The following is an 18,095-nucleotide window of genomic DNA, read 5'->3' as shown; positions in this document are numbered from 1 at the left end:
CCACCGCGTGGGCGGGAGATCCGCCCACCCTACAGCATCGATTCCAGCGCAAACAAATCGGCCGGATTCTCGCGCTGCCGGATCACGTGCACCCTGTCGCCGTCGACGATCACCTCGGCCGCGCGGCCGCGGGTATTGTAGTTCGAGGCCATCGTCATGCCGTAGGCGCCGGCGGTCATGATCGCCAGCAGGTCGCCCGGCTCGACGGCCAGGTCGCGCTCGCGCGCCAGCCAGTCGCCCGATTCGCACACCGGGCCCACCACGTCATAGGCCAGCTTGGCGCCTTCGCGCGGCGTCACCGGCTGCACGCCCATCCAGGCCTGGTACAGGGTCGGGCGCATCAGGTCGTTCATGGCCGCGTCGACGATGGCGAAGTTCTTTTCCACGCCCGGCTTCAGGAATTCGATTTTCGTCAGCAGTACGCCGGTGTCGGCCACGATCGAGCGGCCGGGTTCGAAGATCACCTTGACCGGCTTGCCCTCGTACTTCTCGGCGCGCCAGGCGTCGATGCGGGCGAACAGGCGGCCCAGGTAGTCGCCCACCGGGACCGGCGGCTTGTCGCCTTCGGCGCCGTAGTTCACGCCCAGGCCGCCGCCGATGTCGAGGTGGTGCAGCACGATGCCCTCGCCGGCCAGGGTGTCGATCAGCTCGATCAGCTTGTCCAGCGCTTCCAGCAGCGGCGCATCGTCCAGCAGCTGCGAACCGATGTGGCAGTCGATGCCGACCACGTCCAGGTGCGGCAGGCTGGCCGCGGTGCGGTAGGTGGCGAGCGCGTCATCGAACGCCACGCCGAACTTGTTGGCCTTCAGCCCCGTGGCGATGTAGGGATGGGTCTTGGCGTCCACGTTCGGGTTCACGCGCAGCGACACCGGCGCGCGCTTGCCCATGCTGCCGGCCACGTCGTTGAGACGGTGCAGTTCGGGGATCGATTCGACGTTGAAGCACAGGATGCCCTTCTCCAAGGCGAGGCGCATCTCTTCGACGGTCTTGCCGACGCCCGAGAAGATGGTCTTGCCCGGGTCGCCGCCGGCGGCGATCACGCGCAGCAGCTCGCCGCCCGAGACGATGTCGAAGCCGGCGCCTTCGCGCGCCAGCAGGTCGAGGATGGCCAGGTTGGAGTTGGCTTTCATCGCGTAGCACACCAGTGCGTCGCGGCCGCGGCAAGCGTCGGCATAGGCGCTGAAATTCTCCAGCAGCGCCGATTTGGAATAGACATAGGTCGGCGTGCCGAACTGTTCGGCGATGGCGGGCAGGGCAACGCTGTCGGCGTGCAGGACGCCGTTCTGGTACTGGAAGTGCGACATGAAGAGTGCTTTTACTTGGTTGGGGCCGGGGTGGAGGCGTTATTCGACGGAACAGGCTGGGCGGGCTGCGGATTGGCCGCGGCGGTGGCCGCGGGGGAGGGCTTGGCCGGCGGGTTCGGCATGTAGAGCGGACCCGTCTGGCCGCAGCCAACCAGGGCGGCGGCTACGAGGCCGGCACCGGAAAGACGTGCGATGGTGGAGTTCACGATTAGAATGAGGGTTTGATTAGCGAACTTTGGAGTGTAGCATGACCGAAACCGAATTTTTGGCGCTGGCCGAAAGCACCCTGGACCGAATCGAGGCCTGCCTCGACAAGCTGAACGACGACGACGTGGTCGACGTCGAGTGCAAGCGCAGCGGCAACGTGCTCGAAGTCGAATTCCTGTCCAACGCGTCGAAGATCATCATCAACAGCCAGGCCCCGCTGCAGGAAATGTGGGTGGCGGCGCGCTCGGGCGGCTACCACTACAAGCGCGTCGGCGACCAGTGGCGCAATACCCGCGACGATACCGAGCTGTTTGCGTCGCTGTCGCAGTATGTGACGGAGCAGGGCGGGGCGCCGGTCTCGATGGGGTAAATCACCGCTTCTCGGTAGGGTGGGCGGGGTAACTTCGGCAAGCCCGGAATGACAAACGCCCGCGCGCTCAACCAGCAGCAAGATCATCGCGTGCGGTTTTTCGATCGCACACTATCACCGTGTGGGCGGGAAACCTGCCCGCCCTATAAGAATGGCGACCCGAGGGTCGCCATTTTTTTACCAACCGGTCAAAATCAGAACAGCTCGTTCCTGACCGCATCGCGCTGCCGTTGCTCGGCCGGCGCCGGCGGTGGTCCCACGTCCAGCGTCGCCACCCCGGTGCCCGGCGGCGTCTCGGCATAGTAATACTCGCCGTTGGCCAGGATCAGCCCCGGAGGCACTTCGCGCTCGACGTTTTCCTCGCCCTTCAGGGCCTTGCCCATGTAGCCGATCCAGATCGGCAGGGCCAGGCCGCCGCCGGTCTCGCGGTTGCCGAGGTTCTTCGGCTGGTCGTAGCCGATCCAGGCCACGCCCACCAGCTTCGGGTTGTAGCCGGCGAACCAGGCGTCGACCGAATCGTTGGTGGTGCCGGTCTTGCCGGCCAGGTCGGTGCGCTTGAGCGACAGCGCCTTGGTCGCCGTGCCGAAGCGCACCACGTCCTTGAGCATGCTGTCGACCAGGAAGGCGTTGCGCGCGTCGATCACGCGGTTGGCCTCGACGCCGGCGCGCTCCGGACGCGCCTCGGACAGCACCTTGCCGTCGCTGTCGGTCACCTTCGAGATGATGTAGGGACTGACGCGGTAACCGCCGTTCGCGAACACCGCGTAGGCGCCGGCCAGCTGCAGCGGCGTGGTCGAGCCGGCGCCCAGGGCCAGCGTGAGGTAGGCCGGGTTGCGCTCGGCGTCGAAGCCGAAGCGGGTCGCGAATTCCTGGCCGTAGCGCGCGCCGATCTTGTTCAGGATGCGGATCGAGACCATGTTCTTCGACTGCGTCAGGCCGCGCCGCATGGTCATCGGACCTTCGTACTTGTTGTCGTAGTTCTTCGGTTCCCAGGCCTGTCCGCCGGTCTGGCCGGCGTCAAAACTGATCGGGGCGTCGTTGACGATGGTCGCTGGCGACAGCCCGCGCTCGAGCGAAGCCGAATAGATGAAGGGCTTGAACGAGGAACCCGGCTGGCGCCACGCCTGCGTCACGTGGTTGAACTTGTTGCGGTTGAAGTCGAAGCCGCCCACCAGCGCGCGGATCGCGCCGTCCTCGGTGCTGGCCGCAACGAAGGCCGATTCCACTTCCGGCATCTGGGTGATCACCCACTTCGACTCGTCGTCCTGCATCACGCGGATCACGGCGCCGCGGCGCAGGCGGCGGTTCGGCGCGGCCTTTTCCGACAGCCAGGCCCTGGCGAAGGACAGGCCCGCGCCGGTCATCTTGATGGTCTCGCCCGAGGCGATGGTGGCGGTCACCTCGCTTGGGGAAGCCTTGAGCACGATGGCGGCGACGATGTTGTCGCTGTCCGGATGCTCGGCCAGCTCGGCCTCGATGGCTTCCTCGGCCTCACCCTTGCTGCTGGGGATATCGATATACGATTCGGGCCCGCGATACGGATGGCGGCGCTCGTATTCCATCACGCCGCGGCGTACCGCCAGGTAGGCCGCGTCCTGGTCGGCCTTGGTGATGGTGGTGAACACGTTCAGGCCGCGGGTGTAGGTGTCTTCCTTGAACTGTTCGTAGACCAGCTGGCGCGCCATCTCGGCGACGTACTCGGCATGCACGCCGAAGGCGGTGCTGTCGGTCTTGATGGTGAGGCGCTCTTCCTTCGCCTGGGCATACTGGGCGTCGGTGATGTAGCCGAGCGAGTGCATGCGCTGCAGGATGTACTGCTGGCGGGTCTTGGCGCGGGTCGGGTTGACCACCGGATTGTAGGCGGACGGCGCCTTCGGCAGGCCGGCCAGCATCGCGGCTTCGGCCACGCTGATATCGCGCAGGTCCTTGCCAAAGTAGATCTGGGCCGCCGACTGGAAGCCGAAGGCGCGCTGGCCCAGGTAAATCTGGTTCATGTAGAGCTCGAGGATCTGGTCCTTGCTCAGGTTCTTCTCGATCTTCCAGGCCAGCATCGCCTCGTAGGCCTTGCGCTTGAAGGTCTGCTCGGACGAGAGGAAGAAGTTGCGCGCCACCTGCTGGGTGATGGTCGAGGCGCCCTGGCGCGTGCTGCTGGTGGCGTTGCGGAACACCGCGCGCAGGATGCCCCAGTAGTCGATGCCGCTGTGCTCGTAGAAGCGGTCGTCCTCGATCGACAGCACCGCCTTCTTCATGACGTCCGGGATGTCCTTGAAGCGCACCAGGGTGCGGCGCTCCTCGCCGAACTCGCCGATCAGGACGTTATCGGCGGTGAAGATCCGCAGCGGCATCTTGGGCCGGTAGTCGGTGATGGTGTCGAGCGCGGGCAGGTTCGGGTAGGCCATCGCGAGCGCGAACACGAGCACCAGCACGCCGATGACGGCCAGGCCGGTGATGGCCCCGAAGGCCGTCAGGACCAGGCGCTTGGGACTGTACTTCGATGCGCCCGATTTGGGCGATTGTTTCTCTTTCATGCTGGTTTTTACTCCCTTGAACCGTCCCATTATAAGTCAGCCCTTTCAATGCCGACACACGCCCTGCTGAGCGGGAACTTAAGCTAAAGCAAGCAGAACAATGGCAAGCTGGAAACGGTCGTGGCAGGGCTGATAACACTCCGTCTCATAGTGTGGCGCGGACGCGCCGGATTGGTGTGTTCCCTCATAGAAATATCTTGTCGGGGTGCATCCTTTTCAGTACGATCTAACGCGGTGCCTCATAAATATGCACCAAGTCAATGATTTGACGACGTGATTTAACAGGACATACCCCCTAAGCGGGCGTTCAACACAGATCCTGCATCGCGCGGGAAGGGCAGCCGAGGAGTACGCTCGTGATCAATCTAGGTTCCTTGTTCGGGAAGTCCAGTCCGCCTCTGGCCGGGCTCGATATCAGCACGTCGGGCGTCCGCCTGGTGGAGCTGGAGGACGCCGGCAAGGGTGAACTGCGCCTGGAGCGCTATGCCGCCGAACCCTTGCCGCGTGGCGCGGTCGTGGACGGCAACATCGAAAACATCGACCAGGTGGCCGAGGCCGTGCGCCGGGTCTGGAAAAAGAGCGGCACCAAGGCCAAGCACGTTGCGTTGGGCATGCCGCCGGCCGCCGTCATCACCAAGAAGATCATCTTGCCTGCCGGCCTGTCCGAAGACCAGCTGGAAGTGCAGGTGGAGTCCGAAGCCAGCCAGTACATCCCGTTTGCGCTGGACGAAGTGAGCCTGGATTTCGACGTGATCGGCCAGGCCCCGAACTCCGCCGAAGACATGGAAGTCATGCTGGCCGCCGCGCGCCGCGAAAAGGTCGAGGACCGCGTGGCGATTGCCGAAGCGGCCGGCTTGAGCGCCACCGTGATGGACGTCGAATCCTATGCGGCGCGCGCCGCGCTTGCCCGCGCCGCCAATGCCAGGCCCGACCAGATCGTGGCGCTGTTCCAGATCGGCGCCCAGGCCACCCACGTGTCGGTGCTCCAGGACGGCGAGACCATCTACGAGCGCGAGCAGCCGTTCGGCGGCAATACGCTGACCCAGGACATCGTGCGCGCCTACGGCCTCTCGTTCGAGGAAGCGGAAACCCGCAAGCGCGCCGACGACCTGCCCGAGAACTACCGTGCCGAGCTGCTCCAGCCCTTCCTGGAAAGCGCGGCGCTGGAAGTCACCCGCGCGATCCAGTTCTTCTTCACGTCCACGCCCTACACCCGGATCGACCAGCTCTACCTGGCCGGCGGCTGCGCCGCGCTGCCGGGACTGCTCGAACTGATCGGCAGCCGCACCCGCATCCCGAGCAGCATCGTGGCGCCCTTCCAGGGCATGTCCTACGGCCCGCTGGTGCGTGAACAGCAGCTGCGCCAGGAAGGCGCGGCCTACCTGGTCGCCTGCGGCCTGGCCCTGCGGAGGTTCGGCTGATGATCCGGATTAACCTGTTACCCCACCGCGAAGCCAAGCGCAAGCAGAAGCAGGCAGCGTTCGTGGCCATGCTGGCGGCGGGCGGCATCGCCGGCGCTGCCGTGGTGCTGCTGGTCGGCGCCTGGAATGCCAGCCGCATCTCGGTCCAGAACGAACGCAACCTGGTGCTCAAGCAGGCCAGCGCCGAACTGGACAAGAAAATCGGCCAGATCAAGACCCTGAAGGAAGAAATCGAAGCCCTGAAGGCGCGCCAGCAGGCGGTCGAGGACCTGCAGAGCGACCGCAACCAGCCGGTCTACGTGCTCGACGAACTGGTGCGCCAGACGCCGGAAGGCGTGTACCTGAAGTCCTTCCGCCAGGACGGCCAGCGCGTGACGCTGAACGGCTACGCCCAGTCGCAGGAGCGGGTCGCCGAACTGCTGCGCAACGTGTCCGGCGCCTCGCCCTGGCTGGAGCGCCCAAACCTGACCGAAGTGCGGGTCGCAGCCCTGGGGCAGGGCAAGACGACGGGCCGCAAGGTGGTCGAGTTCCAGATGAACGTAGCGATCAAGCGCCCGCGCGAGCAGGAGGACGGCGCTGACGGCGCGAAGCCGGGCGCCAAGTTGGCCAAGGCGGCAGGAACACCATGAATATCGATCTCAAAGACCTCGGCGCCCAGCTCGCCGCGCAGTTCCAGGACCTGCAGGGCCGCCAGCCCGGGCAGTGGCCGCTGGCGCCGCGCCTGCTGTGCGCGGCCGGCGTGATGGCGGCCGTCGTTGGCCTCGGCCATTTCTTCTACTGGGATGGCCAGTTCACGGAACAGGAGTCGCTGGCCGCGCAAGAAGCCAACCTGCGCGACGAATACCGCATCAAGATGGCCCAGGCCATCAACCTCGACGCCCTGCGGGCCCAGAAGGCCCAGGTCGACCAGTACGTGGTGCGCCTCGAGAAGCAGTTGCCGAGCAAATCGGAGATGGCGGACCTGCTGTCCGACATCAACCAGGCCGGGGTCGGCCGCGGCCTGCAGTTCGAGCTGTTCAAGCCGGGCCAGGAAGTGATCCGGGATTACTACGCCGAACTGCCAATCGACATCAAGGTAAGCGGCAAGTACAACGACGTCGGCGCCTTCGCCGCCGACATGGCCAACCTGCCGCGCATCGTCACGCTCAACAACATGGTGCTGACCACGAAGGAAGGCGCGCTGCAGCTGGAAGCGGTGGCCAAGACCTTCCGCTACCTCGACGCCGACGAGATCGGCGCGCAGAAGAAGGCGCGCAAGGACAAGAAAGCCAAGGAAGGAGCGGCGAAATGATGCGCGAAGCGAAGCACATCCTGTGCGCATTCGGCGTGGCGGCCCTCGTCACGGGTTGCGGCGACGGCGACGTGCAGCAAGTGCGCGACTGGATGACGCAGGTCGAGCGCGAGACCGTGCCGGCGGTGAAGCCGCTGCCGGAGCCGAAGGAATTCGTCCCCTATGCCTACAACCCGGGCGAAGCGGTCGAGCCCTTCAGCGAGGCCAAGCTGCTCAATGAAATGGCGCGGGTGGCGGCGGCGAGCACCAATCCGCTGCAGCCGGACGAGCGCCGTCCGCGTGAGGTGCTCGAGAACTACCCGCTCGACGTCATGCGCATGGTCGGTACCCTGCAGAAGGGCGGCGCCAGCTATGCGCTGGTGCAGATCGACGCGTCGATCTTCCAGGTCAGGGCGGGCCAGCGCATCGGACAGAATCACGGGTTGGTCACGCGCATCAGCGAAGGCGCGATCGACATCAGGGAAACAGTGCAGGACGCCACCGGCGACTGGGTCGAGCGCAAGGCGACGATCGAGCTGGCGGAAAGCAAGGAGACCGGGAAATGAGCCCAGGCATGAACACGCAACACATTCGCACCCTCCGCATCACCGTCCCGGCCTGGCTGGCGCGCGCTAGCGGCGCGGTGCTTCTCGCGCTGGGCGCAGCCGCAGCGCAGGCTCAGTCACCGGTGAACGCGATCGAATCGATCACGGCCAACCAGCAGGGCGCCAACGTGGTCCTGAACATCGCCATGCGCGAGGCGCCGGCCAAGCCGCCGATCGGCTTCTCGATCACCAACCCGGCGCGCATCGCGCTGGATTTCGGCGCCACCAGCAATGCCACCGGCAAGACCTCGCAGGACATCAACCTCGGCGACGTGCGCAGCCTGAACGTGGTGCAGGCAGGCGAGCGCACCCGCCTGGTGCTGAACATGGCGCGCGCGCTCAACTATGCCACCGCCGTCGACGGCAAGTCGGTGATCGTCACCGTCGAAGGCTCGGGCGGCGTGGCCCAGGCCGTCAATGCGTCCGGCATGCCGGTGCACAGCACGGCGCAGCCGGCGTCCCGCCAGGTGTTGCGCGGCCTCGACTTCCGCCGCGGCAGCAACGGCGAAGGGCGCGTCGTGGTCGACCTGCCGAACGGCCAGGTCGGCGTCGACGTGCGCCAGGCCGGCAACCAGGTGATCGTCGACTTCCTGCGCACCGGCCTGCCGGAGACGCTGCGCCGCCGCCTCGACGTGACCGACTTCGGCACCCCGGTGTCGCGCATCACCACGGCGGCCCAGGGCGAGAACGTGCGCATGACCATCGATGCACAGGGTGCCTGGGAACAGTCGGTGTACCAGAGCGACACCCAGTTGGTCGTCGACGTGCGTCCGCTCAAGGAAGACCCGAACCGCCCCGGCGGCAATGCTAGCGGCTACCGCGGCGAAAAGCTGTCCTTCAACTTCCAGAACGTGGAAGTGCGCGCCGCGCTGCAGGCGATCGCCGACATCTCGGGCCTGAACATCATCACCAGCGATTCCGTCACCGGCAACCTGACCCTGCGCCTGCGCGACGTGCCCTGGGACCAGGCACTGGACGTGGTCCTGCAGGCCAAGGGCCTGGACATGCGCAAGAACGGCAACGTGCTGTGGATCGCGCCGCGCGAAGAACTGCTGACCAAGGAAAAGCTCGAGCTCGAGCAGCGCGCCCAGATCGCCGACCTCGAGCCGCTGCGCTCCGAGATCTTCCAGCTGAACTACCAGAAGGTCGAGGCCTTCCGCACCGTGTTCGGCCTGGACGAGAGCGGCGGCGCCACGGCCGACGGCGGCGGCAGGAACCGCGTGCTGTCCAAGCGCGGCAGCGCCATCATCGACCCGCGCACCAACCAGCTGTTCGTGACCGACATCGCCGCCAAGATCGAGGACATCCGCAAGCTGATCCAGAAGACCGACGTCGCCTCCAAGCAGGTGCTGATCGAGGCGCGCCTGGTGGAAGCGAACGACGGCTTCTCGCGCAACCTCGGCGCCAAGCTCGGCTTCGCCGACCTGCGCACCCTGCGCGGCGGCGATTCGGGCTGGCAGGTCAAGGGCAACGAGCGCGTTGCGATCGGCGGCAACCTGACGGGTGTGGGCCAGATCACGGGCCAGACCCCGGACACCGGCGACGGCTATACCAATTCCACCATGGTCAACCTGCCGGCCGCGGCGATCGGCGGCTTGCCGGCCTCGTCGCTGGCGTTCAGCCTGTTCTCCTCGGCCGCCAACCGCTTCCTCAATTTGGAACTGTCGGCGCTGGAAGCCGACGGCAAGGGCAAGATCATCTCGAGCCCGCGCGTGGTCACCGAGGACAAGCAGGTCGCGGTCATCGAGCAGGGCGTCGAACTGCCGTTCCAGGTCGCCACCAGCAGCGGCGCAACCTCGATCACCTTCAAGAAGGCCAACCTGCGCCTGGAGGTGACGCCGCAGATCACGCCGGACGGCAACGTCGTGCTTGACGTCGACGTCAACAAGGACTCGAAGGGCGAGGAAACCCGCGCCGGCCCGGCGATCAACACGCAGCACGTGAAGACCAAGGTCATGGTCGAGAACGGCGGCACGGTGGTACTGGGCGGTATCTACCAGCAGACCGAGCGCAACAACGAGAGCAAGGTCCCGCTGCTGGGCGACGTGCCGGTGCTCGGCTACCTGTTCAAGACGACCGGACGCGAAAGCACCAAGACCGAACTGCTGGTGTTCATCACGCCGAAGATCGTCACCGACGCGGCGGCCGGACGCTGAACTGCAAACTCCCATCAATAACCAAAAACAACGGGCGTCACATGAAAGAGAAAAACAACTACGTACGCGGCAGCCTGGCGCTGCTGCTGTCGGCTGCGCTGTCGGCCTGCGGCGGTGGCGGCGGCAATCCTGGCGCCACGGGCGGCAGCGGCTCCGGGGGCACCGGCGGCAGCCCAGGCACCCCGACCGTACCAGCCACGCCGACGGTGGCTGTCAGCTTCGTCGACGCGAGCGGCCGGGCCAGCAACGCGCTCACCGGCGCCACCCCGCTGACCGTGCGCGCCCTGGTGCGCGACCAGGCCGGCAAGCCGGTACTGAATGCGCTCGTCTCGTTTGCCACCGATCCCCAGCTGGCGGTGTTCTCGCCGACAGCGGGCACCAGCCTGACCGATGCAAACGGCGTCGCCACGGTGACGCTCCGCTCCGCCAGCCTGTCGGCGGCCGGAGCCGGCAAGGTCACCGCGACGACGGCCGTCGCCGGCGCCACGATCACCAGCGAAGGCAATTATTCGGTCGGCGCCACCGCGCTCACCTTCAGTACGCTGCGCCTGTCGCAGGCGAGCATCGCCGCCTATGGTTCGACCGAAGTGTCGGTCGATGTGCTGGCGAACGGCGCGCCTTACAGCGCCCAGTCGGTCAACGTGCGTTTCAGCTCGGCCTGCGCCACCGCCGGCAAAGCCACGCTGGCGGCAACCGCGCCAACCAACCAGGGCAAGGCCATGGTGGTCTACCGTGACCAGGGCTGCGGCAACGACGATACCATCACCGCATCGGCCGATGGCGTCACCGCTTCCGTGAGCCAAACGCTCAAGATTGCCCCGCCGGCCGCGGCGTCGGTCCAGTTCGTCTCGGCCGCGCCGGTGGAAAAGTCGATCGTGATCCGCGGCCAGGGCGGCATCAATCGCACCGAGACCGCTACCCTGCGCTACCGGGTGTTCGACATCTTCGACCGCCCGCTGGTGGGCCAACGCGTCGACTTCTCGGTGGTGCCGAGTGGCGTCGTCACCCTCAACAAGACTAGCGACACGACCGACCAGAGCGGTGAAGTCATCACGACGGTCAATTCGCTCGACACGGCGACCACCTTCCGCATCCAGGCGACGCTGCCCGGAACGGCCACGGCAACGCGCCCCAACATCTCCACCCTGTCCGACTCGATTGTCGTTACCACCGGCTTGCCGGTGCAGCGCTCGCTGTCCTTGAGCACGTCGGTGGCCAACGTGGAAGGCTGGCTCGACAGCGGCACGACCACGCCCGCAAGCGTGGTCAGCATCCTGCTGGCCGACCAGTCCGGCAACCCGGTCGCGGACGGCACGCCGATCGTGTTCCAGACCAACCTGGGCGCAATCGGCTCCTCGGACAAAGGCGGCTGCACGACCCTCAACGGCGGGTGCTCGGTGAATTTCCGCGTCCAGGAGCCGCGTGTCGCACAGCCGAATACCCCGGCGACCCCATGCAACACGCTTGCAGGTGGCAGCCCCGACAGTCCGCGTCCAGGCCTGGCAACGATTTGCGCCAGCACGACCGATGGCACCAATACGCAGTTCGGGAAAACCTCCATCTTCTTCAGCAGCGGCTATGCCGAGAATATCTACATGAACGGATCGGCCACCGCGTTGCCGAACCGGACGGTGGAGATCGGCCCGGTCCCGTCAGCCGATCCGCTCGTCTTTACGCTGCAGCTGAACGACCTGAACCTGAACCCGCTGCCGGCCGGATCGACCGTCCAGGTGACGGCCCCCCTCAACGCCACCGCGGTCGGCGTGGTCCCGGCGACCGTGCCGAACATCCTGCCGCACAATGCAGCAGGCGTGGACGACCATACCGGCAACACGGTCAGCGGCGCCCAGGGTTCGACCCACCGCTTCACCATCAGCAGCACCGCACCAAAGCCGTGCACCGCCGCCAGCGTGGCCAGTTTCGACGTGACCGTCACCACGCCGAAAGGCCGCACCACCTCGATCCCGTTCCGGGTCACGTTCAGCTGTCCGTGAGCATTTGACACGGCGGTTTGACGCAAAAAGAGGCGGCCAGTCTATACTGGCCGTCTTTTTTCATTTCTGCGGACCTGGCAGTGCCTCATCCCAAGAACAACAACATCTTCCTGGTCGGCCTGATGGGGGCGGGAAAGACCACCATCGGACGCCAGCTGGCGCGCAAGCTCGGCATGCGCTTCGTCGATTCCGACCATGAGATCGAAGCCCGCACCGGCGCCTCGATTCCCTGGATCTTCGAGATCGAGGGCGAGGCGAGCTTCCGCCGGCGCGAAGCGGACATGATCCGCGAGCTGAGCGCGCAGGACGGCCTGGTGCTGGCCACCGGCGGCGGCGCCGTCATGAACCCCGCCAGCCGCGCGCTGCTGGCCGAGCGCGGCACCGTGGTCTACCTGCGCGCCTCGATCGGCAGCATCCTGCAGCGCACCGCGCACGACAAGAACCGCCCGCTGCTGCAGACCGCCGACCCGCGCGCCAAACTCGAGGAGCTGCTGGCCCAGCGCGACCCGCTGTACCGCGAGATCGCGGACCTCGTCATCGATACCGGCCGACCTAACGTACAATCGATGGTACAGATCATTTTGGACCAGCTCGCCGCCCAGGAAGCCGCTCATGCGGCTGCTCATGCAGCCTATCTTGCGCGTCGGCTGGCAAGCGACCCCATGAACGCAATGAACCAACCGGCACCCACCATCCTCAACGTCGAACTGGGCGAGCGCAGCTACCCGATCACGATCGGCCCCAAGCTGCTGGACGACGGCGCGCTGCTCGCGCGCCACATCGACGGCGGCAAGGCCGCCATCGTCACCAACACCACCGTCGCGCCGCTGTACCTGGCGCGCGTCGCCGGCGCCCTGAGGGCTAGCGGCCGCGAAGTGGTCGAGATCATCCTGCCGGACGGCGAGGAGCACAAGACCTGGCAGTCGCTGAACCTGGTGTTCGATGCGTTGCTCGAACATAAGTGCGACCGCAAGACCACGATCGTGGCGCTGGGCGGCGGCGTAATCGGCGACCTGGCCGGCTTCGCCGCTTCCAGCTACATGCGCGGCGTGCCCTTCGTGCAGGTGCCGACCACGCTGCTGTCGCAAGTCGATTCCTCGGTTGGCGGCAAGACCGGCATCAACCACCCGCTCGGCAAGAACATGATCGGCGCGTTTTACCAGCCGCGCGCCGTGATCGCCGACACCGCGACCCTCGACACCCTGCCGCCGCGCGAGCTGGCGGCCGGCCTGGCCGAGGTGATCAAGCACGGGGCCATCCTGGATGCCGCCTACTTCGACTGGATCGAGGCCAATATCGCCAAGCTGGTGGCGCGCGAGCCGGAAGCCATGGCCTATGCGATCGCGCGCTCCTGCGAGATCAAGGCCGAAGTGGTGCGCAAGGACGAACGCGAAGGCGGCCTGCGCGCCGTGCTGAACTTCGGCCACACCTTCGGCCATGCCATCGAGGCCGGCCTGGGCTTCGGCACCTGGCTGCACGGCGAAGCCGTCGGCTGCGGCATGGTGATGGCGGCCGACCTGTCGGCGCGCCTGGGCCTGATCGACGCGGCGACGGTGCAGCGCGTACGCAAGCTGGTGGAGGCCGCCGGCCTGCCGACCGTGGCGCCCGACCTGGGCGCCGAGCGCTGGATCGAGCTGATGGCGGTGGACAAGAAGAACGAGGGCGGGGCGATCAAGTTCATCCTGCTCAAACCCCTGGGCAGCCCGTCGATCACGACGGTGCCGCCGGAAATCCTGAAGGCCACGCTGGCTGCCTGCGTGGATACGACAAAGGAGTGAACGCCATGGACTTCGACGCACGCCTTGCCCCCTATGCAGCCCATTCGTCGAAGTCGCGCGGCCGGACGCATATCGAGCCGCCGGCAGGTTCGCGCAGCGAGTTCCAGCGCGACCGCGACCGCATCATCCACTCGACCGCCTTCCGCCGGCTCGAGTACAAGACCCAGGTCTTCCTGAACCACGAGGGCGACCTGTTCCGCACCCGGCTCACGCATTCCATCGAGGTGGCCCAGATTGGCCGCACGCTGGCGCGCAGCCTGGGGCTCAACGAAGACCTGGTCGAGGCCTGTGCCCTGGCGCACGACCTCGGGCACACGCCCTTCGGCCACGTGGGCCAGGACGTACTCAACGAGTGCATGAAGGACTATGGCGGCTTCGAGCACAACCTGCAAAGCCTGCGCGTGGTCGACGAGCTGGAAGAGCACTACGGCGCCTTCAACGGCCTTAACCTCACGTTCGAGACGCGCGAAGGCATCCTCAAGCACTGCTCGCTCGCGAACGCCCGCCAGCTGGGCGAGCTCGGGCGTCGTTTCATGGACCGCAGCCAGCCCAGCCTGGAAGCGCAGCTGACCGACCTGGCCGACGAGATCGCGTACAACAACCATGACATCGACGACGGCCTGCGTTCGGGCCTGCTCACGATGGCGCAGATGGAAGAGGTGGAGCTGTTCGCGCGCCACCGGCATACGGTGGAGACGCAGTATCCGGGGCTGCCGGGGCGGCGCGCGCTGTACGAGACGATCCGCCTGATGATCACGGCGATGACGGCCGACCTGGTCCAGACCTCGGCCGCCCTGCTGAAGGAGGCCGCGCCGAAGAGCATCGACGACGTGCGCGCCTCGCCGCCCCTGATCCGCTTCTCGCCGCAGATGCGCGCAGAGACCACGGCCCTGAAACGCTTCCTGTATGCGAATTTGTACCGCCACTTCCGGGTGAACCGCATGCGCGTGAAGGCCAGCCGCATCGTGCGCGAGCTGTTCGAGGCGTTCTTGACGGACCCGGTGCTGCTGCCGAACGACTACCAGGTGGAAGGCGATCCGATGCGGCAGGCGCGGAAGATTGCGGATTACATTGCGGGGATGACGGACCGGTATGCGATTCGGGAGCACCGCAGGATTTTCTCGCTCGATCATTTCTGAACCGGGCGATTGTCGGTAGGGTTGGCGGCTCCACCCGGGAAGATGCCGAACCGCTCCGTTAGCGCCGCCCACGCGGTCAGACCACGCGGAGTGGCCCCTACGTCTGTTCTTCTGCCTGCTGAACGCGTGGGCGGCGGCACTGTTCGTGCTGATCGCATTATCGGATGGAGCCGCCCACCCTACGAGAGCGGTTCGGACCGCGGATTTACCCGAACAGGCCCGGCGTCCCCAGCTCCTGCAACAGCTTCTTGACCGGCGCCGGCAGCGGCGCCGCGCCGATGGCATGCAGATCCCACCACAGGTGCCTGCCGGTCGCCCCGCCACGCGCCGACAGCGTCACCTGCCAGGGCGCGATATGCAGCTTGTAGTGCGTGAACACGTGCACCAGCGGCCTGAGCGCCTGTACCTCGTCCACCGTCCCGAATTGCGCCGCGGCGGCGGCGGCCTCCGTCGACGAAACGGCATCCACGTCCACCCCCAGGTGCCCGTCGACTTCCGGCAGCGACAGCAGCCCACCCCAGATGCCAGTGTTCGGCCGCTGCTCCAGCAGCACCTGGCCACGGTCGATCACCACCAGCATCGCGGCGCGCTTTTCCGGGTTCGTCTTCTTCGGCTTGCGCACCGGTAGCTCCGCCGTGCGCCCGGTCGCGTAGGCGACGCAGCGCGCCTGCAGCGGGCAGCGCGGGCAATCCGGGCGGCTGCGGGTGCACAGCGTCGCTCCCAGGTCCATCAGGCCCTGTGTGTACGACGCGATGCCCTGTTCCGGCAGCAGCGCCTCCGCGCGGCGCCACAGCGCATCCTCGACCCGCTTCTCGCCCGGGTACTGGTCGATGCCGAATACCCGCGCGAACACGCGTTTGACGTTCCCGTCCAGGATCGCGGCGCGCGCGCCGCTGGAGAAGGCGGCAATGGCCGAGGCGGTCGAGCGGCCGATGCCGGGCAGCTCGGCCAGCAGCGCCGGGTCGCTCGGGAACGCGCCGCCGTAGTCCTGCACCACGCGCTTGGCGCAGGCGTGCAGGTTGCGCGCCCGGGTGTAGTAGCCGAGGCCGCTCCAGTGCGCCATCACATCCTCTACCGGCGCCTCGGCCAGTGCCTGTACGGTCGGGAAGCGTTCCAGGAAGCGCGCGTAGTAGCCGAGCACGGCCGCCACCTGGGTCTGCTGCAGCATGATCTCGGACAGCCAGATGCGGTAGGCATCCGTGGTGTTCTGCCAGGGCAAGGTGTGACGGCCATGGTTGCGCTGCCAGTCGATCACCGCTTGCGAGAAGGTCGGGTCGGCCAACTGGTCGAATTCGCGCGGGCCAAATTCAGTCAAACGTTTCACGTAGCTTGTTTCTCCAATACTGCGGCGAGCTGCTGCGCCATGCCTGCCAGCTGCGTGCGGGTGTCGTCCAGCGCTCCCCGGGTGCTTTCGAACGCGGCAATCTTTTGCTCCAGGCTGTCGGTGGCGTCATGGATGCGCTGGATCGAGGCCTGGCGGTGGCGCAGCTGGTCGCGGTGCTGCCGGATCGCCATCTCGAGCGGGGCCATGATCACCTTCAGCCAGGCTTCGGCGTCGGTGTTGGCGGCGCGGAAGATGTGGCGCAGGCGCGAGGCGATCGAGTCGAAGAAGCGCTCGAGCAGGGTGGCGCGGCTGGTCATGAGCAGGGTGGCGGTGCCGAACTGCTTCAGGAACAGCTCCTCGACTTCGTCGATCTCGCGGCGGTAGCGGTCGAGCGACAGCGACATCGGACTGCTCAGGGACAGGCCGTGTTCGGCCGAAAACTTGCGATACATGCTGTCCATCATGGCGCCGATTTCAAGGACCTTGCCGGCGGACGCCTCCAGGTTGGACCGCATGGCCTCGAAATAGCTGCGCACCGGCGCCCGCATGCCGGTTGCAAAGCGGGCCGCCTGCATGGCCGCGCGGACCGCGTCGGTTTGTTCCTGCACGGCGTCCATGCCCAGCGTCGAGTAGAGCTCGGTCGACAGGCGCGCAAATACCGCGCGCGTGCCCTGCAGCTTGAACAGGCTGGCGTCGAATTCCTTCTTCTCCATCTCGACGCGGCGCACCATGTGGGCGATCACGCCCTGGTTCTTGCCGCGCAGGCTTTTCAGTTCCTGCAGCTGCTCCACCAGGTCGCGCATGCGGGCCGCGCCCATGGCCTGCTGCCCGGCCGCCAGCTGCGCGAGATCGTCGCGCAGCTGGCGCGCGATGATGGCGCGGCGCGCCGGGATCAGGTCGTGGAACAGTGCGGCCTCCAGCAGGCCCAGGCGGCTCCGCTCGAACAAGGCCATGTCGCCATTGATCTTGCCGACCAGGGCCTTCTGCGCCGACACCGGGTAGACGCGCTTGGCATCCAGGCCGAGCAGCTGGGCCGCGTCCTGCTGCTGGCGTGCGATCTCGGCCTCGTTTTCCTGCGGCGAGCGCAGTTCGTCCCACATGGCGTCGATCTTGTTCAGCACCGCCAGCCGGCCCGGACCGGCGCCGATGTGGGTGCGCCAGACCTCGATGTCGCTCTTCGTGACGCCGCTCTCGGCGGCCAGCACGAACAGCACCGCGTGCGCGTTGGGGATCAGCTTGAGGGTCAGCTCCGGTTCGGTACCGATCGCATTCAGGCCGGGCGTGTCGAGGATCACCAGGCCTTGTTTCAGGAGCGGGTGCGGCAGGTTGATGATGGCGTGGCGCCATTGCGGAATCTCGACCGTGCCGTCCGGCCCCAGGCTGGACGCCAGGTCCTGGTCTTCCGGATCCCACAGCCCGTACGCCTGCGCCTCGGACGAGGGTACGCGGCGGGTCTGGCTCACCTGGCGGAAGGTCTCGGTCATGCGCTCCGGCGTGTCGAGGTCGAGCGGCAGCACGGTCCAGGCGCTTGCGTTCCCGCCGCTTTCTTCCTCGCTTTTTTCCTTGTAATCGCTGGTGGACAAGTGCGAGCGTCGGGTCTCGATCGGCAGCAGGCGGATGCAGGGCGGCAGCGCCGGGTCGTACAGCAGCTCGGTCGGGCACATCGTGGTGCGCCCGGCGCTGGACGGCAGGATGCGCTGGCCGTAGTCGGCGAAGAAGATCGCGTTGATCAGCTCGGTCTTCCCGCGCGAGAACTCGGCCACGAAGGCCACCGACAGGCGGTCGTCGCGCAGGCGCGCCAGGGCCCGCTCGAGTTGCTGCTCGCCTGCACCGTCGATCAGCGCAGCCTCGCGCAGCGCGGCGCCGTAGCCCTCCAGCTGCTGCGCGACGTCAGCGCGCCATGCGCCATACTGTTGAAAATCCTGCATCGTTGTAAGCTGTGAGTAGGGTGGGCGGGTCTCCGCCCACGCGGTGATAGTTGGCGCCAATATCGCTGAAT

14 protein-coding genes are annotated in these 18,095 nt (G+C 66.7%); 9 read left to right on the top strand and 5 right to left on the bottom strand.

Features of this window, described 5'->3' with window-relative positions; genetic code table 11:
- Positions 1-29 precede the first annotated feature (29 nt).
- A complete protein-coding gene (lysA, locus tag MA09_RS06130; protein WP_036246257.1) occupies positions 30-1,304 on the bottom strand; it encodes a diaminopimelate decarboxylase in 1,275 nt (424 codons plus the stop codon).
- Positions 1,305-1,315: 11 nt separating this feature from the next.
- The gene (locus tag MA09_RS24475) at positions 1,316-1,510 is read right to left on the bottom strand and encodes a lipoprotein (RefSeq protein ID WP_229440575.1); all 195 of its coding nucleotides are present in this window, start codon (positions 1,508-1,510) and stop codon (positions 1,316-1,318) included.
- A gap of 41 nt (positions 1,511-1,551) precedes the next feature.
- Between MA09_RS24475 and cyaY the strand changes: the two genes are divergently transcribed.
- Positions 1,552-1,881: an iron donor protein CyaY gene (cyaY, locus tag MA09_RS06125; RefSeq protein WP_036246256.1), complete on the top strand. Its 330-nt coding sequence runs from the start codon at positions 1,552-1,554 to the stop codon at positions 1,879-1,881.
- Positions 1,882-2,075: 194 nt separating this feature from the next.
- Here cyaY and MA09_RS06120 read toward each other — a convergent pair whose 3' ends face one another.
- On the bottom strand, positions 2,076-4,409 hold the full coding sequence (locus tag MA09_RS06120; RefSeq protein ID WP_036246356.1) for a penicillin-binding protein 1A: 2,334 nt from the start codon (positions 4,407-4,409) through the stop codon (positions 2,076-2,078).
- A 356-nt stretch (positions 4,410-4,765) separates the two neighbouring features.
- Here MA09_RS06120 and MA09_RS06115 point away from each other — a divergent pair, with 356 nt between their 5' ends.
- From MA09_RS06115 to MA09_RS06080, 8 genes are all read left to right on the top strand, one after another.
- Positions 4,766-5,830, top strand: a complete 1,065-nt coding sequence (locus MA09_RS06115; protein ID WP_036246255.1) for a pilus assembly protein PilM — start codon at positions 4,766-4,768, stop codon at positions 5,828-5,830.
- Positions 5,830-6,459 carry a PilN domain-containing protein gene (locus MA09_RS06110; protein ID WP_036246254.1) on the top strand — a complete coding sequence of 210 codons (630 nt, stop codon included), beginning with the start codon at positions 5,830-5,832 and terminating at the stop codon, positions 6,457-6,459. The genes MA09_RS06115 and MA09_RS06110 overlap by 1 nt, the downstream gene beginning before the upstream one ends.
- Positions 6,456-7,121: a type 4a pilus biogenesis protein PilO gene (locus MA09_RS06105; protein ID WP_036246253.1), complete on the top strand. Its 666-nt coding sequence runs from the start codon at positions 6,456-6,458 to the stop codon at positions 7,119-7,121. The genes MA09_RS06110 and MA09_RS06105 overlap by 4 nt, the downstream gene beginning before the upstream one ends.
- Positions 7,118-7,666 carry a pilus assembly protein PilP gene (locus MA09_RS06100; protein WP_036246252.1) on the top strand — a complete coding sequence of 183 codons (549 nt, stop codon included), beginning with the start codon at positions 7,118-7,120 and terminating at the stop codon, positions 7,664-7,666. The genes MA09_RS06105 and MA09_RS06100 overlap by 4 nt, the downstream gene beginning before the upstream one ends.
- Before the next feature lie 8 nt (positions 7,667-7,674).
- A complete protein-coding gene (pilQ, locus tag MA09_RS06095; protein ID WP_036246251.1) occupies positions 7,675-9,861 on the top strand; it encodes a type IV pilus secretin PilQ in 2,187 nt (728 codons plus the stop codon).
- 41 nt (positions 9,862-9,902) lie between these two features.
- A complete protein-coding gene (locus MA09_RS06090) occupies positions 9,903-11,855 on the top strand; it encodes an Ig-like domain-containing protein (RefSeq protein ID WP_036246250.1) in 1,953 nt (650 codons plus the stop codon).
- 122 nt (positions 11,856-11,977) lie between these two features.
- Positions 11,978-13,633 (top strand): bifunctional shikimate kinase/3-dehydroquinate synthase AroKB, encoded by a 1,656-nt coding sequence (aroKB, locus tag MA09_RS06085; protein ID WP_036246355.1) that lies wholly within the window; start codon positions 11,978-11,980, stop codon positions 13,631-13,633.
- 5 nt (positions 13,634-13,638) lie between these two features.
- Complete coding sequence (locus tag MA09_RS06080; RefSeq protein WP_036246249.1) at positions 13,639-14,772, top strand: deoxyguanosinetriphosphate triphosphohydrolase; 1,134 nt, start codon at positions 13,639-13,641, stop codon at positions 14,770-14,772.
- A gap of 205 nt (positions 14,773-14,977) precedes the next feature.
- Here MA09_RS06080 and mutY read toward each other — a convergent pair whose 3' ends face one another.
- The gene (mutY, locus tag MA09_RS06075) at positions 14,978-16,096 is read right to left on the bottom strand and encodes an A/G-specific adenine glycosylase (protein ID WP_051933210.1); all 1,119 of its coding nucleotides are present in this window, start codon (positions 16,094-16,096) and stop codon (positions 14,978-14,980) included.
- Positions 16,093-18,024 (bottom strand): dynamin family protein, encoded by a 1,932-nt coding sequence (locus tag MA09_RS06070; RefSeq protein ID WP_036246248.1) that lies wholly within the window; start codon positions 18,022-18,024, stop codon positions 16,093-16,095. The genes mutY and MA09_RS06070 overlap by 4 nt, the downstream gene beginning before the upstream one ends.
- Positions 18,025-18,095 lie beyond the last annotated feature (71 nt).

It is taken from the genome of Massilia sp. BSC265 (genome assembly GCF_000740675.1).
In the GTDB taxonomy this organism is placed as follows: Bacteria; Pseudomonadota; Gammaproteobacteria; order Burkholderiales; family Burkholderiaceae_D; genus Telluria.
This window is presented reverse-complemented; position numbering and strand designations above follow the sequence as displayed.

Bases quoted from the DNA above. Each gene is read 5' to 3' on its own strand.
- MA09_RS06080 (WP_036246249.1), top strand. From the start codon at position 13,639: ATGGACTTCGACGCACGCCTTGCCCCCTATGCAGCCCATTCGTCGAAG.
- MA09_RS06105 (WP_036246253.1), top strand. From the start codon at position 6,456: ATGAATATCGATCTCAAAGACCTCGGCGCCCAGCTCGCCGCGCAGTTC.
- cyaY (WP_036246256.1), top strand. From the start codon at position 1,552: ATGACCGAAACCGAATTTTTGGCGCTGGCCGAAAGCACCCTGGACCGA.
- aroKB (WP_036246355.1), top strand. From the start codon at position 11,978: ATGGGGGCGGGAAAGACCACCATCGGACGCCAGCTGGCGCGCAAGCTC.
- MA09_RS06100 (WP_036246252.1), top strand. From the start codon at position 7,118: ATGATGCGCGAAGCGAAGCACATCCTGTGCGCATTCGGCGTGGCGGCC.
- MA09_RS06090 (WP_036246250.1), top strand. From the start codon at position 9,903: ATGAAAGAGAAAAACAACTACGTACGCGGCAGCCTGGCGCTGCTGCTG.
- MA09_RS06070 (WP_036246248.1), bottom strand. From the start codon at position 18,024: ATGCAGGATTTTCAACAGTATGGCGCATGGCGCGCTGACGTCGCGCAG.
- MA09_RS06120 (WP_036246356.1), bottom strand. From the start codon at position 4,409: ATGAAAGAGAAACAATCGCCCAAATCGGGCGCATCGAAGTACAGTCCC.
- MA09_RS06110 (WP_036246254.1), top strand. From the start codon at position 5,830: ATGATCCGGATTAACCTGTTACCCCACCGCGAAGCCAAGCGCAAGCAG.
- lysA (WP_036246257.1), bottom strand. From the start codon at position 1,304: ATGTCGCACTTCCAGTACCAGAACGGCGTCCTGCACGCCGACAGCGTT.
- pilQ (WP_036246251.1), top strand. From the start codon at position 7,675: ATGAACACGCAACACATTCGCACCCTCCGCATCACCGTCCCGGCCTGG.